General features: G+C 67.2%; 20 protein-coding genes. 17 read left to right on the top strand and 3 right to left on the bottom strand.

Annotated features, from left to right (window positions below):
• A complete protein-coding gene (locus EDF57_RS14740; protein WP_134094807.1) occupies positions 1–1158 on the bottom strand; it encodes a M23 family metallopeptidase in 1158 nt (385 codons plus the stop codon).
• 305 nt (positions 1159–1463) lie between these two features.
• Here EDF57_RS14740 and EDF57_RS14735 point away from each other — a divergent pair, with 305 nt between their 5' ends.
• The 9 genes from EDF57_RS14735 to EDF57_RS14695 all read left to right on the top strand — a co-directional run bounded on the left by EDF57_RS14735 (position 1464) and on the right by EDF57_RS14695 (position 9398).
• Positions 1464–2762: a glutamate-5-semialdehyde dehydrogenase gene (locus EDF57_RS14735; RefSeq protein WP_134094806.1), complete on the top strand. Its 1299-nt coding sequence runs from the start codon at positions 1464–1466 to the stop codon at positions 2760–2762.
• Between the two features lie 27 nt (positions 2763–2789).
• A complete protein-coding gene (locus EDF57_RS14730; RefSeq protein ID WP_132264345.1) occupies positions 2790–3500 on the top strand; it encodes a nicotinate-nucleotide adenylyltransferase in 711 nt (236 codons plus the stop codon).
• 164 nt (positions 3501–3664) lie between these two features.
• Positions 3665–4012: a ribosome silencing factor gene (gene rsfS, locus EDF57_RS14725; protein WP_132264347.1), complete on the top strand. Its 348-nt coding sequence runs from the start codon at positions 3665–3667 to the stop codon at positions 4010–4012.
• 181 nt (positions 4013–4193) lie between these two features.
• Entirely contained in the window at positions 4194–4619 is a 426-nt protein-coding gene (locus EDF57_RS14720; protein WP_132264349.1) for a 23S rRNA (pseudouridine(1915)-N(3))-methyltransferase RlmH, read from the top strand.
• Between the two features lie 112 nt (positions 4620–4731).
• Positions 4732–5979, top strand: coding sequence for a peptidoglycan DD-metalloendopeptidase family protein (locus EDF57_RS14715; RefSeq protein WP_243841073.1), 1248 nt, complete (start codon positions 4732–4734; stop codon positions 5977–5979).
• 175 nt (positions 5980–6154) lie between these two features.
• The gene (locus EDF57_RS14710) at positions 6155–7549 is read left to right on the top strand and encodes a S41 family peptidase (RefSeq protein WP_134094805.1); all 1395 of its coding nucleotides are present in this window, start codon (positions 6155–6157) and stop codon (positions 7547–7549) included.
• 10 nt (positions 7550–7559) lie between these two features.
• A complete protein-coding gene (locus EDF57_RS14705; protein WP_134094804.1) occupies positions 7560–8048 on the top strand; it encodes a disulfide bond formation protein B in 489 nt (162 codons plus the stop codon).
• The gene (locus tag EDF57_RS14700; RefSeq protein WP_132264356.1) at positions 8045–8560 is read left to right on the top strand and encodes a demethoxyubiquinone hydroxylase family protein; all 516 of its coding nucleotides are present in this window, start codon (positions 8045–8047) and stop codon (positions 8558–8560) included. Before EDF57_RS14705 ends, EDF57_RS14700 begins: the two co-directional genes overlap by 4 nt.
• A 220-nt stretch (positions 8561–8780) precedes the next feature.
• A complete protein-coding gene (locus EDF57_RS14695; protein WP_132264358.1) occupies positions 8781–9398 on the top strand; it encodes a hypothetical protein in 618 nt (205 codons plus the stop codon).
• Positions 9399–9484: 86 nt separating this feature from the next.
• Here the strand turns inward: EDF57_RS14695 and EDF57_RS14690 are convergent, their stop codons facing one another.
• Positions 9485–10315, bottom strand: coding sequence for an oxidoreductase (locus EDF57_RS14690; protein ID WP_134094803.1), 831 nt, complete (start codon positions 10313–10315; stop codon positions 9485–9487).
• A gap of 247 nt (positions 10316–10562) precedes the next feature.
• Between EDF57_RS14690 and EDF57_RS14685 the strand changes: the two genes are divergently transcribed.
• From EDF57_RS14685 to EDF57_RS14655, 7 genes are all read left to right on the top strand, one after another.
• Positions 10563–11510, top strand: a complete 948-nt coding sequence (locus EDF57_RS14685) for a ribokinase (RefSeq protein WP_134094802.1) — start codon at positions 10563–10565, stop codon at positions 11508–11510.
• Between the two features lie 70 nt (positions 11511–11580).
• A complete protein-coding gene (locus tag EDF57_RS14680; RefSeq protein WP_134094801.1) occupies positions 11581–12705 on the top strand; it encodes an LLM class flavin-dependent oxidoreductase in 1125 nt (374 codons plus the stop codon).
• Positions 12706–12709: 4 nt separating this feature from the next.
• Positions 12710–13390, top strand: coding sequence for an isochorismatase family cysteine hydrolase (locus EDF57_RS14675; RefSeq protein WP_243841072.1), 681 nt, complete (start codon positions 12710–12712; stop codon positions 13388–13390).
• Positions 13391–13440: 50 nt separating this feature from the next.
• Positions 13441–14691 carry an MFS transporter gene (locus tag EDF57_RS14670; protein ID WP_134094800.1) on the top strand — a complete coding sequence of 417 codons (1251 nt, stop codon included), beginning with the start codon at positions 13441–13443 and terminating at the stop codon, positions 14689–14691.
• 29 nt (positions 14692–14720) lie between these two features.
• The gene (locus tag EDF57_RS14665) at positions 14721–16118 is read left to right on the top strand and encodes a peptidase M20 (protein WP_134094903.1); all 1398 of its coding nucleotides are present in this window, start codon (positions 14721–14723) and stop codon (positions 16116–16118) included.
• A gap of 124 nt (positions 16119–16242) precedes the next feature.
• Complete coding sequence (locus EDF57_RS14660) at positions 16243–18588, top strand: acetamidase/formamidase family protein (RefSeq protein ID WP_243654132.1); 2346 nt, start codon at positions 16243–16245, stop codon at positions 18586–18588.
• A gap of 302 nt (positions 18589–18890) precedes the next feature.
• The gene (locus EDF57_RS14655) at positions 18891–20453 is read left to right on the top strand and encodes a DEAD/DEAH box helicase (protein WP_132264370.1); all 1563 of its coding nucleotides are present in this window, start codon (positions 18891–18893) and stop codon (positions 20451–20453) included.
• 100 nt (positions 20454–20553) lie between these two features.
• Here the strand turns inward: EDF57_RS14655 and EDF57_RS14650 are convergent, their stop codons facing one another.
• Positions 20554–21888, bottom strand: coding sequence for a hemolysin family protein (locus tag EDF57_RS14650; RefSeq protein ID WP_134094799.1), 1335 nt, complete (start codon positions 21886–21888; stop codon positions 20554–20556).
• A 221-nt stretch (positions 21889–22109) separates the two neighbouring features.
• On the opposite strand from EDF57_RS14650, the gene EDF57_RS14645 reads away from it, so the two are divergent.
• The gene (locus EDF57_RS14645; protein ID WP_132264374.1) at positions 22110–22784 is read left to right on the top strand and encodes an OmpA family protein; all 675 of its coding nucleotides are present in this window, start codon (positions 22110–22112) and stop codon (positions 22782–22784) included.
• The last annotated feature ends 21 nt before the right edge of the window (positions 22785–22805 follow it).

The raw sequence follows: 22805 nt of genomic DNA, 5'->3' as shown, positions 1-22805 counted from the left end.
TTATCGGGCTTCTTGCTGAACATTGCGGGCGGCCTCCAGGAAGGGGCGCGGATTCATCGGGCGATTGTTGACGCGCACTTCGAAGTGGAGGTGCGAGCCGGTGGAGCGGCCAGTGCTGCCCATCGCGGCGATGCGGGTTCCGCCGTCCACTTCCTGCCCGACGCGAACGCCGAAAGCGGAAAGGTGGCCGTAGCGGGTCATCAGGCCATTGCCATGGCTGATCTCGATGCAGTTTCCGTAGCCCTGGCGCTGCCCGACGAAGGACACCTTGCCCTTGGCGGCGGCGTAGATCGGCGAACCCATCGGGCCCGGGAAATCGAGCCCGGCATGGAACGCGGCGCCGCCGGTGAAGGGGTCGGACCGGTAGCCGTAGCTGGAAGAGACATAGGCAACATGGGCCGGCTGCACCTGCGGGATCGAAGCGAGGCCGTTCTCCAGCGCGTCCATGCGCGCAAGGCTGAGGCCCAGGCGCTGGAAGCGGGGGTCCAGAGATCCGTCGGCCGCGGTGGCGAGGCTTTCCAGCGGACCACCTTCCGCCACCTTGGAGCGGGCGCGGGCCATGATCGGGGCAGGGTTCAGGCCGAGCTTGCGGATCGTGTCGGAAGCAAGGGCGGCGCGGTGGTCGGCATAGCGGGTCAGCCGTTCTACGAGCGCGATCTGCCCGGCTTCGAGCTGGGCTAGCTTGCCGGCCTCGGGCAGGACGGCGCTGATCTTGCGGGCGGGTTCGCCGGCCTTTGCCGGGTCAGCCTGTGCCGGGTCAGCCTTCGCTGCGTCCTCGGCGGGGGCTTCCTCGGGAAGCTCGCCGATGTGCGCGTCGATCATCTTCTCGATGAACTGCTGGCGGCGGGCGAGGTCGGCCACCGTGCCGTCCAGATTGTCGCGATACTTTTCGACGTTGCTGGCCGCGGCGGCGACACGCGCCTCACGCGTGGCCAGGGCGGCGGATTCGCTGGTTGCCGAAAACTGCGAGAAGGCCAGGGCACCCATCGAGACGCACCAGGCGCCGAGCAGCGAGACGGCCACGCCGGCGGCGGCCTTCTGCATTCCCGACGAGATACGGATGAAGCGGACCTGCCCCTGCGATCGCACGATCAGTTCGCGATCCGGGAACGCCGCCTTGAGACGCCGCTTGAGCGTCCCGGCAGATGTTGATTTCAAAACGACCCCGCGTAGTTTCTCGGCGTGAATTTTTGGCTTGAACCCGGGCCGGCGAGCTAGCAGGGGGCGGGCGGCAAGGCGAATCGACTTGCCGTGAGTCCTTGCGGAATCCCGCTGAGTCGAACTGTGCTTGCGATAAACGGAGGAACCCGTTTCGATTGCGGGCTGGGCCGTTCATCTCCCGTTTCGGGTGATTCGTCGAAAAACTTCGGTTTTTCAATCGCATTGTCGGGATCGCGCAGGATCGGCTCTCGGACCATGTCCGGTCGGTGACAGCCCCTTCCAACGGTGCTAGGCCGCTGGCCATGAACCTGCAGACCACTCCCGTCGCCGAGAAACAGGCTCCTGTCGATGAGACGCCTGAGGCGCTTGTAGCCCGCCTGGCCACCGAGGGCCGCGCCGCGCAGCGCCTGCTGGCCCGGCTCACCGATGCGCAGAAGGCCGATGCCCTGCGCGCCGCCGCCGATGCGCTGCGGGCCGCGGAGCCAGCCATCCTGGAGGCCAATGCGCGGGACGTGGCAGCGGGAGAGGCCAAGGGGCTGACGGGCGCCATGCTCGATCGCCTGCGCCTCGATGCCGGTCGCCTTGCCGCCATGGCCGATGCGGTCGAGCAAGTGGCCGGCCTGCCCGATCCGGTGGGCGAGATCATCTCCGAAAGCGCGCGCCCCAATGGGCTCAAGCTGTCGCGCGTGCGCATTCCGATCGGGCTGATCGGAATCATCTACGAAAGCCGCCCCAACGTCACCGCCGATGCGGCGGCGCTTTGCCTGCGCTCGGGCAATGCCGTGCTGCTGCGCGGCGGCAGCGAGGCCTTGCATTCCAACCGCGCGATTCTGGCAGCGATGGTCTCGGGCCTGGAACAGGCGGGCGTTCCCGCCGCGGCAGTCCAGCTCGTACCCACGCAGGACCGCGCCGTGGTGGGCGCCATGCTGACTGCGGCAGGCCTGATCGACATGATCGTGCCCCGCGGCGGCAAGAGCCTGGTGGCGCGGGTTCAGGCCGATGCCCGCGTGCCGGTGCTCGCCCACCTGGACGGTATCTGCCACACTTATGTCCACGCCTCCGCCGACCCGGAAATGGCGCGCGGCATCGCCGTCAACGCCAAGCTGCGCCGCACCGGCATCTGCGGTTCGATGGAGACGCTGCTGCTCGATACGCAGTTCCCCGGTTCCGCCGAAGTGGTGCGCGCGCTGGCGGATGCGGGCTGCGAACTGCGCGGCGATGCCCGCGCACAGGCGCTGGACCCGCGGGTTCTGCCTGCCGGTGACGAGGACTGGGACACCGAATATCTCGATGCCGTGCTCTCGGTGGCAGTGGTGGACGGGCTGGACCCGGCGATGGACCATATCGCCGCGCATTCCTCGCACCACACCGATGCCATCGTCGCTGCCGATCCGGCCGCGGCCGAGCGCTTCCTGGCCGAAGTGGACAGCGCCATCGTGATGGTCAACGCCTCCAGCCAGTTCGCCGACGGCGGCGAATTCGGCCTTGGCGCCGAGATCGGCATCGCCACCGGCCGGCTCCATGCGCGCGGCCCGGTCGCGCTGGAGGGACTGACGACGTACAAGTGGCTGGTCCGCGGCACCGGGCAGGAACGGCCCTGACCGTTCCGCGCACCGCGATTCCCTTGCATGGCTGACCGCAGGACCCGCCTCGGCCCGATCACCGGCCTGCTTGGCGGCAGTTTCAATCCGGCCCATGGCGGGCACCGGCGCATCAGCCTGTTCGCGGCAGAGGCACTGGGACTCGACGAGGTCTGGTGGCTGGTCTCGCCGGGAAATCCGCTGAAGCCCAGGGCCGGGATGGCGCCGCTGGCCGCGCGGGTGCTTTCGGCCCGCCGGCAGGCCCGCCGTGCGCCGATCCGGGTGACGGCGATCGAGCGTGAACTGGGTACGCGCTACACCGTCGATACGCTGAAAAAGCTGGTCCGGCGCTACCCGAAACGCCGCTTCGTCTGGCTCATGGGAGCGGACAATCTGGCCCAGTTCCATCAGTGGAAAGACTGGCGCGCCATCGCGAGACTCATGCCGATTGCGGTTATCGCGCGTCCGGGGTATGATGGGGATGCCTTCGCGAGCCCCGCGATGGTCTGGTTGGGGAGGTTCCGGAGGCCCCGTCCTAGTCTTCGTGGTCCGGAAAGGTGGAGCGCACCCGCGCTGGTGACATTGCGATTCGACCCCGATACGCGGTCGGCCACGGCTCTACGCCGGGCTGATCCGGAGTGGGCCCGGAAGCTGATGAACAGGCTTCCGCAGGCAGGCTCCGATACCGTGGAACATTGGGGCATCGATTCGCTCAGAGACGATGTCACCCACCGCCCGATACCCGGAGATGCAGCGTGAGCAGGCTTGATGCCTCTCGTTCGCATGCCGGAAATCCAATGATCAGATCGAGTGCGGCAGGGCATTTCATGCCCGGCCCGGTCGGTCGCTGAAAGGAGCAGACCCTACTTAAGATGCCACAGGCACAGATACAGCCGGCTTCAACCGGCGCAACGCCCCCGGCCATGGTCGAGTCAGACGACCCGCAATTGGCCCTCGTCCTGCAGTCCCTGGATGACGACCAGGCGCAGGACATCGTGACCATCGACCTCGCCGGCAAGTCGACGATCGCCGAATTCATGGTGATCGCTTCGGGCCGTTCGACCCGCCAGGTGGCGGCCATGGCCCAGAAACTCGGCGAACGCCTCAAGCAGGGTGGCTTCGGTCATTCCCGCATCGAGGGTCTGCCGGCAGCCGACTGGGTTCTGGTCGACGCAGGTGGCGTGATCGTTCACCTCTTCCGTCCGGAAGTGCGCAGCTTCTACAACCTTGAACGGATGTGGGGCTTCGACGGACCGTCGGGCGCGGCCTGAGCCGAATGCGGCTTGAGCCTTCATGGGCTCAGGCGGTAACGGCCCCGGGTCCCGATCGGAACGGACTGGGATGACCCGGCCGCCAAGTGCGGCCGGGATCCGGCTGAACCTCGCGGCGCGCCGCCCAGGCTGCGCCCGTGGTTGCCGCATTTCGCGTTTTTGCGCCTGAGATTGGGCACCCATGCTTCTGCATATCATCGCCCGCGGCAAGATCGCGCGTTCGCCGGAGGCGGAACTGCTCGATCGCTATGCCAAGCGGCTCACCTGGCCCTTCCGCCATAGCGAATTGCCGGACGTGGGCGGTAAAGTGCCGCCGCCGGTGCAGACCCCTTTCCGCGAAGTCCTGCTGGACGAGCGCGGCAAAGTCATGAGTTCGGAGGAATTCGCCGCGCTGCTCGGACGCTGGCGGGATGAAGGCGTGCGCGAATGCCGCTTTCTGATCGGCGCGGCCGACGGTCACGGTGACGAGGCCCGCGCCCAGGCCGATCACCTGCTGTGCTTCGGCAAGATGACCTGGCCTCATCTGATGGCCCGCGCGATGCTGGCCGAACAGCTCTGGCGCGCGACCGCGATTCTGGCGGGACATCCGTACCACCGTTCGGGCTGAGCGAGAGGCACGGCGGCGGCGATCGGTTTCGGTCTTCGCAGGCCGAATATCTCCCAGGAAAGCGCAAGGTTTCCTCTTTCCGCGGGACTCGCGCTGCCCTAATCATCCCGTCGTGAAGCCGGGACCACGCACTTTCATCGTCACTGCCTCCGCTGCCCTGGCAGTCGGAATGGCCGTGCTTGCCGGACAGGGGCTGACCCAGTCCGGGGCGCTGGCCGTGCTCGACCCGGCGGTGGACGCGACCCAGGCACAGCGCGAGATGCTCGTCGCCCGAAAGGAGGGCGATGCGGCGCGCCGCCGCGCGGAAAAGCTGGAAGCCCGGGCCCGCGATGTCACTGAGCAGGCCGAACGGACCGCGCGGGAAACCGCCGCTGTCGCCGCGCGCATCCAGGAAACCGAAGCCGGAATCGCTGCGCAGCGCGCCCAGGTCCGGCTCATCGCCATCGAGCGCGTCGACTTGCGCGAGCGTCTGGCGGAAAAGCAGGCCCCGCTGGCGCGGCTGACGGGTTCGCTCCAGTGCCTGTCGCGCCGTCCGCCGCTCCTGGCCGTGCTGCGGCCGGGTTCGGTGCGCGACGCGGTCTATCTGCGCGCCTTGCTCGATACCATGCTGCCGGAAGTCGAGCGTCGCACCCGCGGGCTGCGCAGTGAGATCGAACGGGGCCGTGCGCTGGAGCAGCAGGCGCGGGCGGCCGGACGGCAGCTTGCGGAAATGGAGGGCGAGATGCGCCAGCGGCGCAAGGCCCTGGCCATTCTGGAATCCCGCCAGCGCCTTGCCGGGCGCGAGGCGAGCGGCATTGCCGCGCGCGAGGGCGAACGGGCGCTGGCCCTGGCGGAGAAGGCCCGCGATCTCGGAGACCTGGTGGACCGGATGGGCGAGCAGGGCGCGCTGCGAGAACAGCTTGCGGCGCTGCCCGGCCCGACGATGCGCCCCTTGCGACCGGAAGAAACGCGGGTGATAGAGGCTTCGCAATTCGTGCCCGTTCCCGAAGGGCTGGCCAGCTACATGCTGCCGGTGACGGGGCGGCTGGTGACAGGTTTCGGGGAAGTCCTGCCGGGACAGGCGCCTTCGCGCGGACTTTCGCTGGCGACACGGGCCAGCGCGCAAGTGGTGGCACCGGCCGCCGGGCGCATCGCATTTGCCGGTCCCTATCGCGGCTATGGGCAGATCGTCATCATCGAGCATCGCGGCGGATGGACCTCGCTGATCACGGGGCTGACGCGGCTCGACGCGGACGTGGGCCGCCAGGTGGTGGCCGGGGCGCCCATCGGCACGACGGGGCCGCGCGATCCGCGCGTCATGGTCGAACTGCGGCGGCAGGGCGAGGCGGTGAATCCTCTACAATACATCCGTTCGCTATGAACGTTCCTTCGCGGCGCGCGGCAGCCTCTCCATTCCTGCCGCGTTCATTCTCGATCCTCTAGCCTCGCGACAGGTTTGCGCGTTCTTGGCAATTGTGCGCGCGGTCCTGTAGGATTACAGTCAGGAATTCCCCGGCCCCCGGCCGGCGTGACCCACGAAAAGGCCCCTAAGCCCGATGAAATTCGCACCCCTGATGCGCGCTGCCCTGCTGGTGTCGGCCGTTGCCGTCCTTCCTGCGGCGACGTCCGGTCTTGCCGCGGTGGACAGCCGCGTGAATCCAGAATTCAGCAAGCTTTTCACGATCTACGAACTGGTCAAGGCGAACTACGTAGATCAGGTTGACGACGACAAGCTCATCAAGGGCGCGATCGACGGCATGCTGGCCAGTCTCGACCCGCACTCCAACTACCTCGACGGCCCCTCGCTGCAGCGGCTGGAGACGATGATCGACGGCAATTACACCGGACTCGGCCTTTCGGTGGTCGAGGACGACGGCGCCGTGAAGATCGTCTCGCCGTTCAAGGGCAGCCCCGCGGAAAAGGCCGGGCTCAAGGCGGGCGATTACATCACTCATCTCGACGGCGTGCTCTATTACGAGCGCGACCTGGACGAGGCAGTGTCGAAGATGCGCGGCCAGGCCGGCACCTCGATCCGCCTGACGATCTACCGTCCCGGCCGCGACAAGCCTTTCGATGTCACCGTGACGCGCGGCGTGATCGAACTGGAACCGGTGACCTGGGAACTGAAGGACGACGTGGGCGTGATCTCGGTGAACGAGTTCTCGCGCGATGTCGGCAACTTCGTGAACAAGGGCATTGCCGATCTCAAGAAGCAGGCTGCGACCAAGGGCGCCAAGCTCGATGGCCTGGTGCTCGACTTGCGCTCCAACCCCGGCGGTTCGCTGGACGAGGCCGTGGCGCTGTCCGACCTGTTCCTCGACAAGGGCGTGATCGTGTCGCAGCGCGGCCGCATCGCCAGCGAGAATCAGTATTACCGCGCGGAAACGATGTTCAAGGGCGATGCCGTGAAGGGCATGCCGATCGTGGTGCTGGTCGACGCGGGTTCGGCTTCGGCTTCCGAGATCGTCGCCGGCGCGCTCCAGGACCAGCATCGTGCCGTCGTCATGGGCGAGCGTACGTTCGGCAAGGGCTCTGTCCAGTCGTTCATCCAGCTGGACAAGAACAGCGCCGTGAAGCTCACCACCGCGCGCTACTTCACCCCTTCGGGCCATTCGGTTCAGGAGGGCGGCATCCTGCCCGACATCAAGGTGCCGCAGCTGTCCGACCCGGATGCGCGTTTGCGGGCCGAACGGGCGGTGCGCGAATCGGACCTTCGCGGCCACCTCATCAACGAGGCCTCGCTGGACGACAAGGAACTGGAGACCGACAAGGCGGACGATCCGCGCTTCAAGGCCTCTGCCGATGAGCTGAAGAAGCAGGGTATCGACGACTTCCAGCTGACTTACGCCATCGACACGCTGCGCCGCACCGCGGGCAAGCCGGCGCTTGCGCGCTATACCGCGCCGCCCGCCACGGTTCCGCCCGTGCCCAAGACCGCGCAGAAGGACTGAGGCCGTCGTCATGACCGTTGCCGTTGCCGCTCCCTTGCGCGCCGCCCGCGCGCTTGCGCTGGCCGTACCCGTGGTCCTGCTGGGCGGGGCCTATGTCAGCCAGTATGTCTTCGGACTTCATCCTTGCGAGATGTGCTGGTGGCAGCGCTATCCGCACATGTTCGCCATCGTCTTCGCGGCGCTGGCGTTCTTCTGGCGTCCGGTCCGTCCGCTGGTGGCGGTGGCGGCGGTGGGCATCCTGACTTCGGGCCTGATCGGCGGCTATCATGCCGGCGTGGAATATGGCTGGTGGCAGGGCATGACCGCCTGCACTTCCACGCCTTTCGCGGCCGGGGTGGACCCGATGGACGCGATCCTCAATGCGCCGGTGATCCGCTGCGACGTCGCGCCCTGGACCCTGGGCGGCGTTTCGCTGGCGGGCTTCAACTTCCTCATTTCCACCCTGGGTGCGCTGGCCGTGTTCGGCCTCGTCGCCCGCAGCCGCAAGGTTCCGTCATGACGTCATCGAAGGCCGCGCGGATGATTCGGGTCGATCAGGCCGGTGAATTCGGCGCGACGCGCATTTACGCGGGCCAGTTGGCGGTGATGGGCGCGCGCGCGCCGCACTCCACCGAGATCGCCGGCATGGCCGAGCAGGAGGCGGAGCATCAGGCCCGGTTCGACGCGATGATCGCCGAGCGGGGCGTGCGGCCTACCTTGCTTCAGCCCGTCTGGTCGGCGGCCGGCTATGCGCTGGGCGCCGCGACGGCGCTGATCGGGCCGGAAGCGGCCATGGCCTGCACCGCCGCGATCGAAACCGAGATCGACCGCCACTACAGCGAGCAGATCGAAGACCTGGGTGACGAGGATCCCGAACTGGGCGACGTGATCCGCAAGTTCCGGGACGAGGAACGCGAACACCGCGATGCCGCGCTGGCGGCAGGCGCGGAAAAGGCACCGGCCTATCCCCTGCTGTTCAACGCGATCCGTCTTGGTTGCCGGGTGGCGATCAAGCTCTCGGAAAGAATCTGAAATCCGTACGTTATACTGTCGACCAAGAAGGGCGGTATGTTACCTTGGAGCGTTCTCCAATCAGGTGGAATCACCCGATGACTCGGAAAACGTGACAAACCAGGAGCCTGGTGCAGTGAATCCGATGCATTCGGATCGGAATTGCTCCAGGATACCGTTCAAGGCTGCCGCGGCCATCTTGTGGCACCGCGAAGCCATCGACCAAAGCTGGAGCAATTCCATGACGCGCCTCCTGACGACCGCCGCAGCCCTGGCCACTTTCGGCGCCGCCTGCGGGCTGACCATGGGCGCGATGCCCGCCTTGGCGCAGGCGCCCCAGGTTGCCACGGACGATCTGGGTTCGGGCGACGAGAAGGTGAACCAGCTCATCGTCTACGGCGAAGACCCTTGCCCCGCCTCCTCCGGCAACGAGATCACCGTCTGCGCGCGCAAGGCGGAGGCGGAGCGCTTCCGCATTCCCGAGCCGCTGCGCGGCATCGATCGGCCGCAGTCGGAAGCCTGGAGCAACAAAGTGCAGGCTTATGAGACGGTCGGCGCTTTCGGCAACATGAGCTGCTCGCCGGTCGGCGCGGGCGGCGCTTCGGGTTGCACCCAGAAACTGATCAACCAGGCCTATTCCGAAAGGAAGAACGGTTCGGAAGTGCAGTTCAGCAAGCTGATCGAGGCCGAGCGCGAAAAGCGCCTTTCCACCATCGATGAAGATGCCGCCGCCCAGCAGAAGCGCGTCGAGGAAGCCGAAAAGGCCTATTTCGACCAGCAGCGCCGCCAGCAGGCCGACGCCGACGCCAAGGCAGATGCCACGGACGTAGCCCTGCCGCAGCCGAAATCCCGGAAGTGACGACAGGCCGGGGCGGGGCGCGGTAAGCTCCCCTGGACCCCGGACCTCTCATCCGACATGAGCGGCTGACGATTGCCGCTCCTCCCTCAGGCCGGCTCGAACGCGGTGGAAAGCGAAAGCGTTTCCCAAGCGTCCATCTGCTGTCCCACGAATGCGATCTGGTCGCGGGCGTAGTGCAGCGCGTCTTCGCCCAGGAACAGATGGAGCGGGGGCTCCTTTGCGTCGAGGGCGGCCAGGATAGCCTCGGCCCCACGCGCAGGATCGCCCTTTTCGGCGCCGGCGCCCGCGGTGAGGCTGCGGCGCGCGAAGTGAGCGCCGTCCTCGTAATCGGCGATGTCCTTCGCCGCGACTTTGAGGCCCGAGGCCGCGAATCCGGTGCGGAACCCTCCGGGCGCGACATTGGTCACGCGGATGCCAAAGGGTGCCACCTCCTGCGCCAGGGTCTGGCCCACGCATTCCAGCGCATATTTGCTGGCCCCGTAGACGCCGGTACCCGCCCAGGGCGCATGGCCGGACACCGAAGTGATGTTGACGACATGGCCCGCCCGCCGCGCCCGCATGGCGGGGAGCACTGCCTGGATCATGCGGATCGCGCCGAAGACATTGATTTCGAACAGATCGCGCGCCTCGTCGATGGAGACTTCCTCGATCGCCCCGACGAGGCCGTAGCCGGCGTTGTTGAGCAGGCGGTCGATACCGCCGGTCAGCGTCTCGGCCCGGGCGACGGCAGCGCGAACCGAAGCATCGTCGGTCAGGTCCACAGAGAGAACATGGGCGCGGCCCGGTGCCAGCGCCTCGAACGCCGCATCTCCCGCGCTGCGCGTCGTGCCGACCACCGAGTCTCCACGCGCCAGCGCCGCCTTCGCCACGGCCCGCCCGAGGCCGCCGCCGATGCCCGTGATGAGCCATTTCGTCATCTTCGATGTCCTTCAGGATTGCGCCGATCATGCTTTGCGGCGAGGATTGCTGCAGGCCGGTGCGGCCTCGATCAAGCGCATTGTAGGATCCGGGCCAATCCGCGCTCTTTGCGCTGGCAACCGCAATTGTTGCGGCAGCGCGCACGGCGGCGGGTGGCGCTTGACCTGTCCGGAGGCGCCATGCAGCCCATGAAGAAAGCAAGGGCGCGGAACGGCTTGGCGCCCTGAGCAAGTTGGGGTGGCAGCTTTGGCAGTTCACATCTTCGGTTCGATCAATCTCGATATCATCACGTCGCTGAACCATCTTCCACGGCCCGGCGAGACGGTCATGGCCACGGCAACGGCACGGCTGCCCGGCGGGAAGGGCGCGAACCAGGCGGTGGCGGCGGCGCGGATGGGCGCACAGACCCGCATGGTGGGCGCCGTGGGGGAGGGCGATTCGGGCAGCTGGATGCTCTCGCGCCTCAAGGCGGACGGCATCGATGTCAGCGGCGTCGCCACGCTGCCTGGCGTCGATACGGGCACGGCCTATATCGCCGTGGACTCGCTGGGAGAGAACCAGATCATCGTCGTGCCCGGTGCCAACGCCCGCCTGCGCGATGCCCTGCCCGTGGCCGAAGGCGTGCTGCTGGCCCAGCTGGAAGTGCCGGTTTCGGCGCTGCTTCCGGTCTTTGCCCGTTCAAAGGCGCTCCGCATCCTGAATGCCGCCCCGGCCGTGATCGAGGGCAGGGCGCTGTTCGAGCATGTCGACATCCTGATCGTCAACCAGCACGAGATGGCGGCATTCCTCGGCCTGGATGCGGCGCCGGTCAACGACGACATGGTCGCCGTGGCCGAGACCGCGCGCGGCCTGCTCTGCCGCGAGGGGCAGACCGTCATCGTCACGCTCGGCGCCGGGGGCGCGCTGGCCGTGCGCGCGGACGGGCAGCTCCACGTCCCCGCCCTACCGGTGATACCCGTAGACACCATCGGCGCCGGGGACTGCTTCTGCGGCGCGCTGGCGGCCTTGCTCGACGAGGGGCGCTGCCTGGAGGAAGCCCTGCCTTATGCCACCGTGGCCGCGGCGCTCTGCACCCTGGGCCAGGGCGCGGCACCGGCCATGCCGATGCGCGCGGCGGTGGAGGATCTGATCGGGCGGCCGGCAACAGAACATGCGCTGCCAATCAAGAAGCCTTCGGCGGCATCCCTAAGCTGACTTCGAGCGGTGCCGGACCAGATCCGGATCCGGGGGCCGCCCCCAGACGACAGGCCAACAAGAGGACGCGATGAACCAGTTTCCCATGACGCCCTTCGGACTTCCTTCGGACCACGGCGGCAAGGACCTTGGCCTGTTCCTGCCGGTCGCCAACGGCGGCTGGATCCTGTCGAAGAACAAGCCCGAGCTTGACGGCTCCTATGCCTACAACCGCCAGTGCGCCGTGCTGGCCGAGGCGGCGGGCATGGACTTCATCATGTCGATGTCGAAGTTCCGCGGCTATGGCGGCGAGACGAAGCACTGGGATTCCTCGCTCGATCCGATCGTGCTCATGGCCGCGCTCAGCGAAGTGACGCGCAAGACCCGCATCGTCACCACGCTGCACACCCTGCTCCAGAATCCGGCCGTCGCCGCCAAGATGATGGCGACGCTCCAGCAGGTGAGCGGCGGCCGGGCGGGGCTGAATGTCGTGACCGGCTCCTACAAGGGTGAGTTCGCGCAGATGGGCGCCTGGCCTGAGGACGTGAATCACGACCAGCGCTACGATCTCGCCTATGAATGGGTCCGCGCGGTGAAGGCGCTGTGGAGCGAGGATTCTGTCACCATGAAGGGTGACTACTTCACTCTGGAAGATTGCGAATCCTGGCCCAAGCCGGAGCAGCGGCCATTCCTGGTCTGCGCCGGATCTTCCGAGATCGGCATGCGGCTCACCTCGGAGGAGATGGATGCGATCTTCCTGTCCGGCGGCACCGCCCCGGAACTGGCCAGGAACAGCGACCGCGCCAAGATCATCGCCGCCGAATATGGCCGCAACATCCGCACGTATTCGATGATGACCCTGGTGATCGACGACAGCGATGCGGCGGCCAAGGCCCGCGCCGAACACTATGCCGCCGGGCTGGACGAAGGCGCGCTGGCGGGCATGATGCGCGCTTACGGCTTCCTCGATGCCGAGATCGGCAAGGAGAACGACTTCACCCGCAAGGCGCGCAGCTCATTCATGTCCGCCCAGATCGTCGGCAGCGCGAAAAGCGTGACCGAACAGCTCGGCGAACTGCTCGACGCCTCGGGCACCGACGGCCTCATGCTGATTTTCGACGATTACCTGAAGGGGCTGCCGGTCTTCGGCGCCGAGATCCTGCCGGCCCTGCGCGAACGCTTCCCCGGCAAAGTCGCCGCGCCGGTGGCGGGCTGAGTCGATGGCCCAGATCCCGCCCCAGATGCCGCACTCGTGCACCGAAGACCTGCCGCACGTCGATCCGGCCGCACTGGCGGCGATGATCGATCCTGCGAAGACGGCCCTGGTCGTCATCGACATCCAGGTCGATTTCGCGGCGCCGCACGGCCTGCTCGGCGGCTACGGCGTCGACCTCTCATCCGCCGATGCGGCGATCGACAATTGCGAGAAGCTGGTGGCGGCGGCACGCGGCGCCGGGGCCACGGTTGCGCTGATGCGCGTCGTCACCAGCGCCGAAACGGATTCGCGGGCGCTCAAGACGCTGATGGCACGGCGCGGCCAGCCGGGCGGAGAAGCGATCTGCCGCGCCGAGGACGGCGGCGCGGACCATTACCGCATCTTCCCCCAGCCCGGTGACATCGAGATCGCCAAGCTGCTCTACGACGGTTTCCACGGCACTGACTTCGATGCGCAGCTGCGCGCGCGGGGCATCGAGACGCTGGTGATCTGCGGCCTCTCCACGGATTGCTGCGTGGACCAGACCGCGCGCTCGGCATTCCACCACGACTACGACGTGTTCCTCGTTTCCGATGCCAGCGCCGCCTACGAGCCGGGCCTTCACGAGAGTTCGCTCTCGGCGATGGAGAAGAACTGCGTCCTGCTGACCACCACCGGCGCGGTCGAGAACGCCTGGCGGACCTGAGTCGCTTCACCGAGCCCTGCCGCCCCCATCCCAATCAGGAGCCGCCGCCCATGACCGTGACCACTCCCCCCCGCGGATCGAAGGGCGGCGTGCTGTTCGCCTGCACGCTCGGCAATTCCGTGAGCGTGACTCCGGCCGTCCACGCGGTCTTCGGGCTGTTCCTGGTGCCCTTGTCGGAGACGTTCGGCTGGAGCCGGGCGAGTATCTCGGGCGTCCTCGGCATCCTCGCCCTGGTGGGCGCGGTGACGTATCCGTTGATCGGCCGTCATATCGACCGGGCCGGCGCGCGCACGACGCTGCTCGTCGGCACCTTCGGGCTGGCGCTTTCCATCGCGGCGCTGGCCCTGACCAACGGCAGCCTCTTCCAGTTCTACGCCACGTTCACCGTGCTCGCGGCCTTCGGGGCGATGGCGGGGACGCCGATCTTCCAGAAAGTGATCGCTGACTGGTTCGACGAGAATCGCGGCACCGCGCTCGGCATCAGTGCGGGCGGCGGCTGCGGAATCGGCTCGGTAGTGCTGCCGGTCATGGCGGCGGTGCTGGTGCAGACCTGGGGATGGCGTGCCGGCTACCTTGGCATCAGCGCCTTCATGCTGGTGGTGGCCCTGCCGCTGTTGTTCGTGCTGCTGCGCGATCGGGCCGCTTCGGGCGCGGCGGATACCATGCGCCCCCGCGAGGGGATGACTCTTGGTGAAGCGGCGCAGACGCCGATGTTCTGGCTGATCCTGCTGGCACTGGCGGCCGGGGCGGGCGGCACCACCGCGGTGTTCAGCCATGTCGTGCCGATCCTCTCCGATCGCGGCTTCTCGGTGGCGGCGGGCACGGCGGTCGTCAGCGTCTTCGCGCTCGTCACATCCGGCTGGCAGATCGCCACGGGACGGATCATGGACAAGATCCAGACCCCGCGCGTGGCCGTGCCGATGTATCTCATGGCCGTCGTAGGCCTGGTCCTGCTGGAAACCGCGCAAGGCATGCCGCTCCTGATCGCGGGCGGGGCGCTGCTCGGTATCGGCCTCGGCGGCCAGTTCGGCGCGCTGCCTTACTTCATCGCCCGCTATTTCGGCACCAGGCACTTCGGTTCGGTGATCGGCGCGATGTATTCGGCAGTCATCGCCGCGCAGGGGACGACGCCGATCCTGCTCGACCTGGTCTTCGACGCGCGCCATTCCTACCGCCCCGCGCTTGTCGGTGTCGGTGCCGCGCTGCTGGCAGGGGCGCTGCTGCTCATGCTGCTCCCCCGTTACGGCCGGGAGGCGGAAGGCGCGGATGCGGATGGGCCGCTTTTCGCCGCCGCGCACTGATCATACACGGAGCCCCGACTTTGGCCGACATGCCCGATCCCGTCCCGACTTTCGCCGATCCCGCCAAGGCGCCTTACGCCGTGAGCGAGGCGGAACGCGCCGCCATCGCCGCAGCCATCGATAGCGACGAGCTGGTCGAACTGGCGCTCACCCTTGGCAACATCCCCAGCCGATCGCGGGAGGAACTGGCGGCGGCCGAATTCGTCCACGCCTGGATGGCGAAGGAGGGCTTCAATCCCCGCAAGGTCGGGGCCACGCCGGAACGTCCCAATGTGATCGGCGAGTACGGCGGCTCGGCCAGGGGAGGGAGACGCGGGGCGAACCTGCTGTTCACCGCTCACCTCGACACCGAATCGCCCAGCGGCCTGCCCGAGCACGACAAGTTCCGCTACCGCGATTCCACCCTGGCCGATCCCGAGTGGACGCAGTGCTGGCTGGACGAGGATGGCCGACTTCGCGGCTACCCGATCAGCAACGATCGCGGCCCGATGTCCTGCTTCCTGATCGCCGCCAAGGCGCTGAAGAAGGCGGGGATCGGCCTTTCCGGCAAGACCTGGCTCACCGCCTGCCCGGGAGAGATCGGCCCCGAGCCGATCGAGGAGTTTTCCGGCATCGGCTGGAACGGCAAGGACATCGGCGCGCATTACCTGTTCCACCACGGCGGCGTCGCGCCGGACTATGTCATTGCCGCGGAAGGCACGGACTTCGGGCTGACCTGGCAGGGCTGCGGCTATGCGCTCTACCGCGTGCGGATCTTCGGGCAGGGCGTGTTCTCCCCGATCCTCGACGCTCCCGCCGACCCCCGCGCGCATCCCAACCCGATCTACCGCCTTGGCGCGGTGATCGAGGCGCTCCACGCCTGGGGCCTGAAGTTCGAGGCCGATTCCATCATGGAAACCGCCAGCGGCGCGATCCACCCCAAGGTCCAGATCGCCTCGGTTCGCGGCGGCATGCCGATAGACTTCGGCGCGGGCACGGAAGTCTGCGCGCTCTATATCGACGTCTCGCTCAACCCGCGCCAGAAGGCGGCCGATGCCTATCACGGCATCATGGAGGCCATGCGCGGCGTGGACGTGCAGGGCTTCGACGTGGAGCCCATGGTCGTGCGCCACGGATTCGAGGCGCGGCCTTCCGAAGTGGCGCCGCTGGTCGGTGCCGTGGATGCCGCCACGCGGCTGGCGCGCGGCACGGCGCTGGAGCCGGCGCACCCGGTGTTCTCCAGCATGTGGCGCGACCACAACGTGTTCAACATGCACCGGGTGCCCGCCGTCACCACCGGCATGCCGCGCTGGCGGCCGACGCCGGCGGACATGGCCTCCAGCGCGCTTGTCTATGCCCTCACCATGCTGGCCGTCTGCGGCCGCGGCGAGGCGCCCGCAGCGGCGGGAGGCACCAGCGTGTACGGGAATGAGACTCCCTTCGAATAGCTCTTTCGCGCACTCTTGCCGAGGGGGGCGGCGGCCGATAGACCTTTGTCATAAAGGTCGCCAAAGCCCCCGAAATTGGTCGCCCGACAGGGAAGGGTGCCACCCGCTTCTAGGTGGTTTCCGCTTGCGTATAACGACGAATGTCTATCCCAAGGAGCAAAGGCGCGACGCCTGGCGTTTTGCGCTCAAGCGGCTTTCGCTGACGCTGGACGAGGCGGACGACGCCACCCTCTACGGCGAACTGATCCAGTTTCGCGCCAGCACCGGCATCGACTTCATCCGCGTCACCGGCACGCCCCAGTCCTGGACCATCGACTTTCGCGATCGCCCTGCCACTTATTGGCTGGCCCTGGTGCTGGACGGCACCGCCACCGTGCGCGATTCCGAACAGGAACTGCGCCTTTCCGACGGCGAGATGATCTGCGGCCGGGGCGACAGCCCGGTACACCTCTCGTTCTCGGGCGACAATCGCAGCCTGATCGTGCAGGTGCCGCACAGCGAACTCAGCGCCCGGCTCAAGACCCCGATCAGCGGGCCGCCGCGCAAGATCGCAACGGAAAGCGGCACGGCGCGGGTGTTCTCGGGCATGTTGCGCTCGCTGGCGGACACGATCTCGGACATCACCACCGACCAGGCCCGGCCGATCGAGCTGGCCTTTCCCGAATTCCTCGTCACCAGCCTGCTCGACAACGCCCCCGCCAAGGCCATGGGCGGCGCCGCGGGCATGCGCGCTGCGCTGCTGGAGCGGATCTTCCAGACCATCGAGATTCGCCTCTCCGACCCTGAGCTGAGCTATCAGCAGGTCGCCGCCGAGCACGGGATTTCGCCGCGCTATCTCCAGAAGCTGTTCGAATCGATCAACGACAGCTTCGGGCACTATGTGAAAGTGCGCAGGCTCGAACGCTGCCGGCTCGACTTGCGCAGCCCGCTGCACGTCCAGAAGTCTATATCGGACATCCTGTTCGAATGGGGTTTCAACGACAGCGCCTCGTTTTCCCGCGCTTTCCGCGAGCAGTACGGCATTTCGCCCCGCGAATACCGCAAGGCGCCGCCGCAGGAGCAGGAGGCGGTCGAGCTGCTGCGCCGCGGTCGCCCCGGCCGCAAGGAGCGGGCCGCGCGGGTCGAGACGATGGAGAGCGAGCCGGAACTGACGGGAGAGGGCGAGGAGGCCGCCGGGCTGGCGGAAGCGCCGATGGGGCCGGCGCTGCTGGGCGATACCGGCATTTCGCGCCACCATCACTTGCCCGCCACGCCCGAGACCATTCATTGGGGCTATCTCAGCAAGGACCTGAAACCCGCGCTGCACATCCGCTCGGGCGATTTCGTGACGATCGAGGCCCTGACTCACCACGCCAACGACGATCATGAGCGCATGGTGGAGGGGGATCCGGGGGTAGAGAGCGTCTACCGCTGGGACGAGACCGGCAAGGCCGTGGACCGGCGCGGGGCAGGGCCGATGGATGCCAGCGCGGTCGGCCGCGGTCCGGGCGAGGGCTTCGGCGTGCACATCTGCACCGGGCCGATCCACATCGAGGAAGCCATGCCCGGCGATCTCGTCGAAGTGCGGATACTGGACCTCAAGCCCCGCCCCAGCGGCAATCCGCGCTTTGCCGGCAAGTGCTTCGGCTCCAACGCGGCCACTTATTGGGGCTTCCACTATAACGACCTGCTGACCGAGCCGAAGATGCGCGAGGTCGTGACGATCTACGAAGTGGAAGCCGCAGGAGGCCGCCTGCCGACCGCTCACGCGGTCTACTCCTATCGCTGGACGCCGCAGGTGGACCCCTCGGGCGTGACTCATGCGCGCTACGACTATCCTGGAGTCCCGGTGGATCCCGCCTCCATCGAGCGCAATTACGACGTTCTGCGCAATGTCGAGATTCCGATCCGCCCGCATTTCGGCGTGATCGCGGTGGCGCCTGCCTATAACGGCCTCGTCGATTCGGTGCCTCCGGCCAGTTTCGGCGGCAATCTCGACAATTGGCGGACCGGGCCGGGCGCGCGGGTGTTCCTGCCCGTGCAGGTGCCCGGTGCGCTGCTGTCCCTGGGCGATCCCCATGCGTCGCAGGGGGACAGCGAGCTGTGCGGCACGGCCATCGAATGCTCGATGACCGGGCTTGTCCAGGTGATCCATCACAAGGCGGCGGGGCTGATGGAGCAGCTCAGGGATGTCGACTATCCGCTGATCGAGACAGAGACCGAGTGGGTGGTGATGGGCTTCAGCCACCCGAACTACCTGAAGGAACTGGGCGACGATGCGCAGAGCGAAGTCTACAAGCAATCCTCGATCGACGCCGCCATGCGCGACGCCTTCCGCAAGGCCCGCCGTTTCCTGATGACGGCCAAGCAGCTGACCGAGGACGAGGCGATCTCGCTGCTGTCGGTCGGCGTGGACTTCGGGGTGTCGCAGATCGTCAATGGCAATTACGGCGTTCACGCGGTGATCCGCAAGGCGCTGTTCACCAGCTAAGGCCCCTGTACCGCGTCATCGGCGCGGGGCCGGGGTCGCGGTCGGGACCGGCGAAGAGGCAGTAAAGCAATTATCTTGCGTTTTCCCGAAACATGCACTAAATGCACCCCGACAACCGGCGCGTAGGGTTCTTCCCTGCCGCAATCCGTGAGCAGCGTGAGGTCCCGATGCGGACCGGCCCGGACGAGCGGTTGTCCCTTTGAACCAGCTTCCTTCTTCACGCAGGGTCGCCCGTAACGACACCTTGCTGTGTGCGCGGGCCAAGTACCTTCCGCGTGCCCCGCACCTTGTGAAAGTGACACATGTCCTATTTTTCCGAACTTGGTCTGGCCGAGCCGATCCTCCGTGCGCTCGCGGCCAAGGGCTACACCGATCCTTCGCCGATTCAGCGCCAGGCCATTCCCGCGCTTCTCGAAGGTCGTGACATCCTCGGCATCGCGCAGACCGGCACCGGCAAGACCGCTGCGTTCTCGCTGCCTTCGCTGCACCGCCTGGCAAACGACCCCAAGCCGCGCACCAATGCCGGCTGCCGCATGCTCGTGCTCTCGCCGACCCGCGAACTCGCGGCCCAGATCGCCGAGAACATGCGCGGCTATGCCAAGTTCCTGAACCTCTCGGTCCAGTGCATCTTCGGCGGCGTGCCTGCCGGCAAGCAGGCCCGTGCGCTCGAGCGCGGCACCGACATTCTCGTCGCCACCCCCGGCCGCCTGCTCGACCTGATCGACAGCCGCGCCCTGACGCTGCGCCATGTCGAGATCTTCGTGCTCGACGAAGCCGACCAGATGATGGACCTCGGCTTCATCGTTCCGCTGAAGCGCGTCGCGAACCTTCTGCCCAAGCAGCGCCAGAGCCTGTTCTTCTCGGCCACCATGCCGCAGGCGATCGCCGAACTGGGCAAGCAGTTCATCAACAACCCGGTGAAGGTCGAAGTCGCCCCGCAGTCGACCACGGCCGAGCGCGTCGAGCAGTATGCCACCTTCATCAACCAGGCCGAAAAGCAGGCGCTGCTGACCATCAGCCTGCGTGACGGCCTGGCCGAAGACGCAGCCGAGAAGGCCGAGCACGGCGCGATCGACCGCGCACTGGTCTTCACCCGCACCAAGCACGGCGCCGACCGCGTGGTCCGCCATCTCGTCGCGGCCGGCATTCCTGCCGCTGCGATCCATGGCAACAAGAGCCAGGCCCAGCGCACCGCCGCGCTCGGCGGCTTCCGCCAGGGCACCGTGCGCGTGCTCGTGGCCACTGACATCGCCGCCCGCGGCATCGACGTCAGCGGCGTGAGCCACGTCTACAACTTCGAAATCCCGAACGTTGCCGAACAGTACGTCCACCGCATCGGCCGCACCGCGCGCGCCGGCGCCGATGGCGTTGCGATCAGCTACGTCGCGCCGGACGAGAAGCCCTATATCCGCGACATCGAGAAGCTGACCCGCGTCAAGCTGGCCGCTCTCAGCCTGCCCGAGGACTTCCAGAAGCAGGCTGCGCGCCTTCCCGCGCCCTCGCGCCAGGCTCCGGCCGCACCGCAGGGCAACGGTCGTGGTCGTCCGGGCGAAGGCCGCCGCGACGGTGGCCGTGGTGGCAACCGCAGCCAGCAGCCGCGCGGTGACCGCCGCGACCGTCCGCATGGTGATCGTCCGCATGGTGATCGTCCGCATGGTGACCGCCCCCAGGGCGACCGTCCCCAGGGCGAGCGTACCGAGCGCCGCGGTGACGAGCGTCGCCGCGACGATCGTCCGCGCAGCGATGCACCGCGTGGCGATCGCCGCGAGCATGGTGGCGAGGAAGGCGAGCGCAAGCGCAGCTTCCGTCCGCGTGGCGGCAAAACCGTCGGCACGCACAAGGGTGCCGTCCGCCGCGCCAGCTGATCCGCGAATGAAAAAGGCCGGCCCCCATGCGATGACATGGGGGCCGGCCTTTCAATTCATCGAAAAAGGGCCCCCTGCCTTTGGCACGGGGCCCTTTTCCTTATGCCTCTCCGGCAACTCCATCGGCGCCGCCATCCTCGTCGATGCGGGAGACGAGTATCTTGTCGATCTTCAGGCCGTCCATGTCGACGACCTCGAAGCGCCAGCCGCGGTCGGCGAAGAACTCGCCCTCGCGCGGGACTTTCTTGAGTGCGGCCAGGATGTAGCCGGCGGCGGTCGCATATTCGCGGTCGTCGGGCAGGGTCATGGCCAGGCGGTCGGCCAGGGCGTCGGCCGGCATCGCGCCGGAAACGAGCAACGAACCGTCCTCGCGTTCCACGACCATCGGCTCGTCGCCCTCGTCCTGGTGGCCCACGAATGTACCGGCAAGCGCGGCCAGCATGTCGGAGGTGGTGACCAGGCCTTCGAGATGGCCGTATTCGTCATGGACCACCGCCATCGTCACTTCCGCCAGCTGCAGCTTGCGCAGGGCGTCCATGGCGTCGAGCTGGTCCGGGATCACCTCGGCCTTCTTCATCATCGCGGCAATCGCGACCGGGCGCCCCTCGACGAGCGCGGCCAGGGCCTCGCGCACCTTGAGGATACCCACGATATTGTCGGGCGATCCTTCCTCGGCCACCGGCAGCATCGAATGCGGCGAGGATTCGATCTTGGCCCGCAGCGCTTCCTCGCTGGCGTTGACGTCGATCCAGTCGATCTGGTTGCGCGGCGTCATCAGTTCGCGAACCGGCCGTTCGGCCAGGCGCATGACGCCGGTCATCATCGCGCGCTCTTCCTCTTCGATCACGCCCGAACGGGTCGCTTCGGCGAAGATCATCTGGAGTTCCTCGGCAGTGAGCTGTTCCTGCCCGCCGCCGCGGATCGAGAAGAGGCGCAGGATCAGGCCCGAGGACTTGTCCAGCAGCCACACGAAGGGCGCCATGATCCGGGCCAGCCAGGCCATGGGCCGGGCCATGACGATGGCGACCGGCTCGGCCATGCGCAGCGCCAGCTGCTTGGGCACCAGTTCGCCCACGACGAGGCTGGCGAACGTGGTGGCGATGATGACCAGGGTGAAGCCGGCTTCACCCGCGAAGCGCGCCGGAACGCCCATCGCGGCAAGCCGTTCGCCCACCGGACCGCCCAGGCTGGCGCCCGAATAGGCGCCGGCGATGATGCCGATCAGGGTGATGCCGATCTGAACGGTGCTGAGGAACTTGCCGGGGTCCGCCGCCAGTTCGAGCGCGGTGCGCGCGGCGCCGCTGCCCTTGTCGGCGGAGACTTTCAGCCGCGCGGAGCGTGCGGACACGATGGCCAGCTCGGACATGGAAAACAGGCCGTTGAGCAGGATCAGGCCGGCGATGATGAGGAGGTCGGTCCAGGGAAATGGTGTCACAGTACCTCAGCGCTAGCAGAAATCGCCGCAAGTGCGAAGCGCGTGTTGCGCTTGGACATAATCGTCACGGGCGGGAAACACCGCTTGGACAGAAACGATGGAACCGACGCGGGCGGGAACCCAAGCGGACAGTGATCGTTTCGCCGGGATCAGCCATCTGTTATTCATGTGCACTATAACACAGACGTGCCTGGAAGTGTTTCTGAACAGGAGGGAAGACCATGAAGAAATCACGCCTGATGACCTCCGCCCTTGCCGCGCTTTCGCTTGTCGCGGTTTCGGCCTGCGTCACCGATCCGAACACGGGTGAGAAGAAGGTGTCGCGCACGGCCATCGGCGGCGCTGGCGGCGCCGGCCTCGGCTACCTCCTGGGCAGCGTGATCGGCGGCAAGACCGCCCGCATCGTCGGTGCCGGCATTGGCGGCGTGGCCGGCGGTGTCGTCGGCTACCAGATGGACAAGCAGATCAAGGAGCTGAAGGAAGACACCGCCGGTTCGGGCATCGACGTCACCCAGGAGGGAGACGGCATCCTGGTGAACCTGCCGGACGTGACTTTCGCGGTCAATTCCACCGAGATCAGCCCCTCGTTCCAGGCCGCGCTCGACAACGTGGCACAGAGCATGACGAAGTATCCGGACAGCCTGATCGACGTTTACGGCCACACCGATTCGACCGGGTCCGACACTTACAACCTCGACTTGTCCAAGCGCCGCGCCGATTCGGTGGCACGCTACCTGATCATGCGCCGCGTGGCCTCTTCGCGCATCCAGACCCAGGGCATGGGCAAGAACTACCCCGTGGCGGACAACACCACCCCGGAAGGACGCGCCAAGAATCGCCGCGTCGAAATCAAGATCACGCCGGTCACGCAGGACGAAGCTGCCGCCGCGCACTGATAAGGGATTTCCGCGAAAGCG

This window comes from Novosphingobium sp. PhB55 (assembly GCF_004368805.1).
Lineage (GTDB): Bacteria > Pseudomonadota > Alphaproteobacteria > Sphingomonadales > Sphingomonadaceae > Novosphingobium.
The sequence above is the reverse complement of the archived record's forward strand: the minus strand, read 5'-3'. Positions and strand labels throughout refer to the sequence as shown.

What these genes read in the sequence shown, in the direction of transcription:
- EDF57_RS14735 (WP_134094806.1), top strand. Translation starts at nt 1,464, where the DNA reads ATGAACCTGCAGACCACTCCCGTCGCCGAGAAACAGGCTCCTGTCGAT.
- EDF57_RS14730 (WP_132264345.1), top strand. Translation starts at nt 2,790, where the DNA reads ATGGCTGACCGCAGGACCCGCCTCGGCCCGATCACCGGCCTGCTTGGC.
- rsfS (WP_132264347.1), top strand. Translation starts at nt 3,665, where the DNA reads ATGGTCGAGTCAGACGACCCGCAATTGGCCCTCGTCCTGCAGTCCCTG.
- EDF57_RS14720 (WP_132264349.1), top strand. Translation starts at nt 4,194, where the DNA reads ATGCTTCTGCATATCATCGCCCGCGGCAAGATCGCGCGTTCGCCGGAG.
- EDF57_RS14710 (WP_134094805.1), top strand. Translation starts at nt 6,155, where the DNA reads ATGAAATTCGCACCCCTGATGCGCGCTGCCCTGCTGGTGTCGGCCGTT.
- EDF57_RS14705 (WP_134094804.1), top strand. Translation starts at nt 7,560, where the DNA reads ATGACCGTTGCCGTTGCCGCTCCCTTGCGCGCCGCCCGCGCGCTTGCG.
- EDF57_RS14700 (WP_132264356.1), top strand. Translation starts at nt 8,045, where the DNA reads ATGACGTCATCGAAGGCCGCGCGGATGATTCGGGTCGATCAGGCCGGT.
- EDF57_RS14695 (WP_132264358.1), top strand. Translation starts at nt 8,781, where the DNA reads ATGACGCGCCTCCTGACGACCGCCGCAGCCCTGGCCACTTTCGGCGCC.
- EDF57_RS14690 (WP_134094803.1), bottom strand. Translation starts at nt 10,315, where the DNA reads ATGACGAAATGGCTCATCACGGGCATCGGCGGCGGCCTCGGGCGGGCC.
- EDF57_RS14680 (WP_134094801.1), top strand. Translation starts at nt 11,581, where the DNA reads ATGAACCAGTTTCCCATGACGCCCTTCGGACTTCCTTCGGACCACGGC.
- EDF57_RS14675 (WP_243841072.1), top strand. Translation starts at nt 12,710, where the DNA reads ATGGCCCAGATCCCGCCCCAGATGCCGCACTCGTGCACCGAAGACCTG.
- EDF57_RS14670 (WP_134094800.1), top strand. Translation starts at nt 13,441, where the DNA reads ATGACCGTGACCACTCCCCCCCGCGGATCGAAGGGCGGCGTGCTGTTC.
- EDF57_RS14665 (WP_134094903.1), top strand. Translation starts at nt 14,721, where the DNA reads ATGCCCGATCCCGTCCCGACTTTCGCCGATCCCGCCAAGGCGCCTTAC.
- EDF57_RS14655 (WP_132264370.1), top strand. Translation starts at nt 18,891, where the DNA reads ATGTCCTATTTTTCCGAACTTGGTCTGGCCGAGCCGATCCTCCGTGCG.
- EDF57_RS14645 (WP_132264374.1), top strand. Translation starts at nt 22,110, where the DNA reads ATGAAGAAATCACGCCTGATGACCTCCGCCCTTGCCGCGCTTTCGCTT.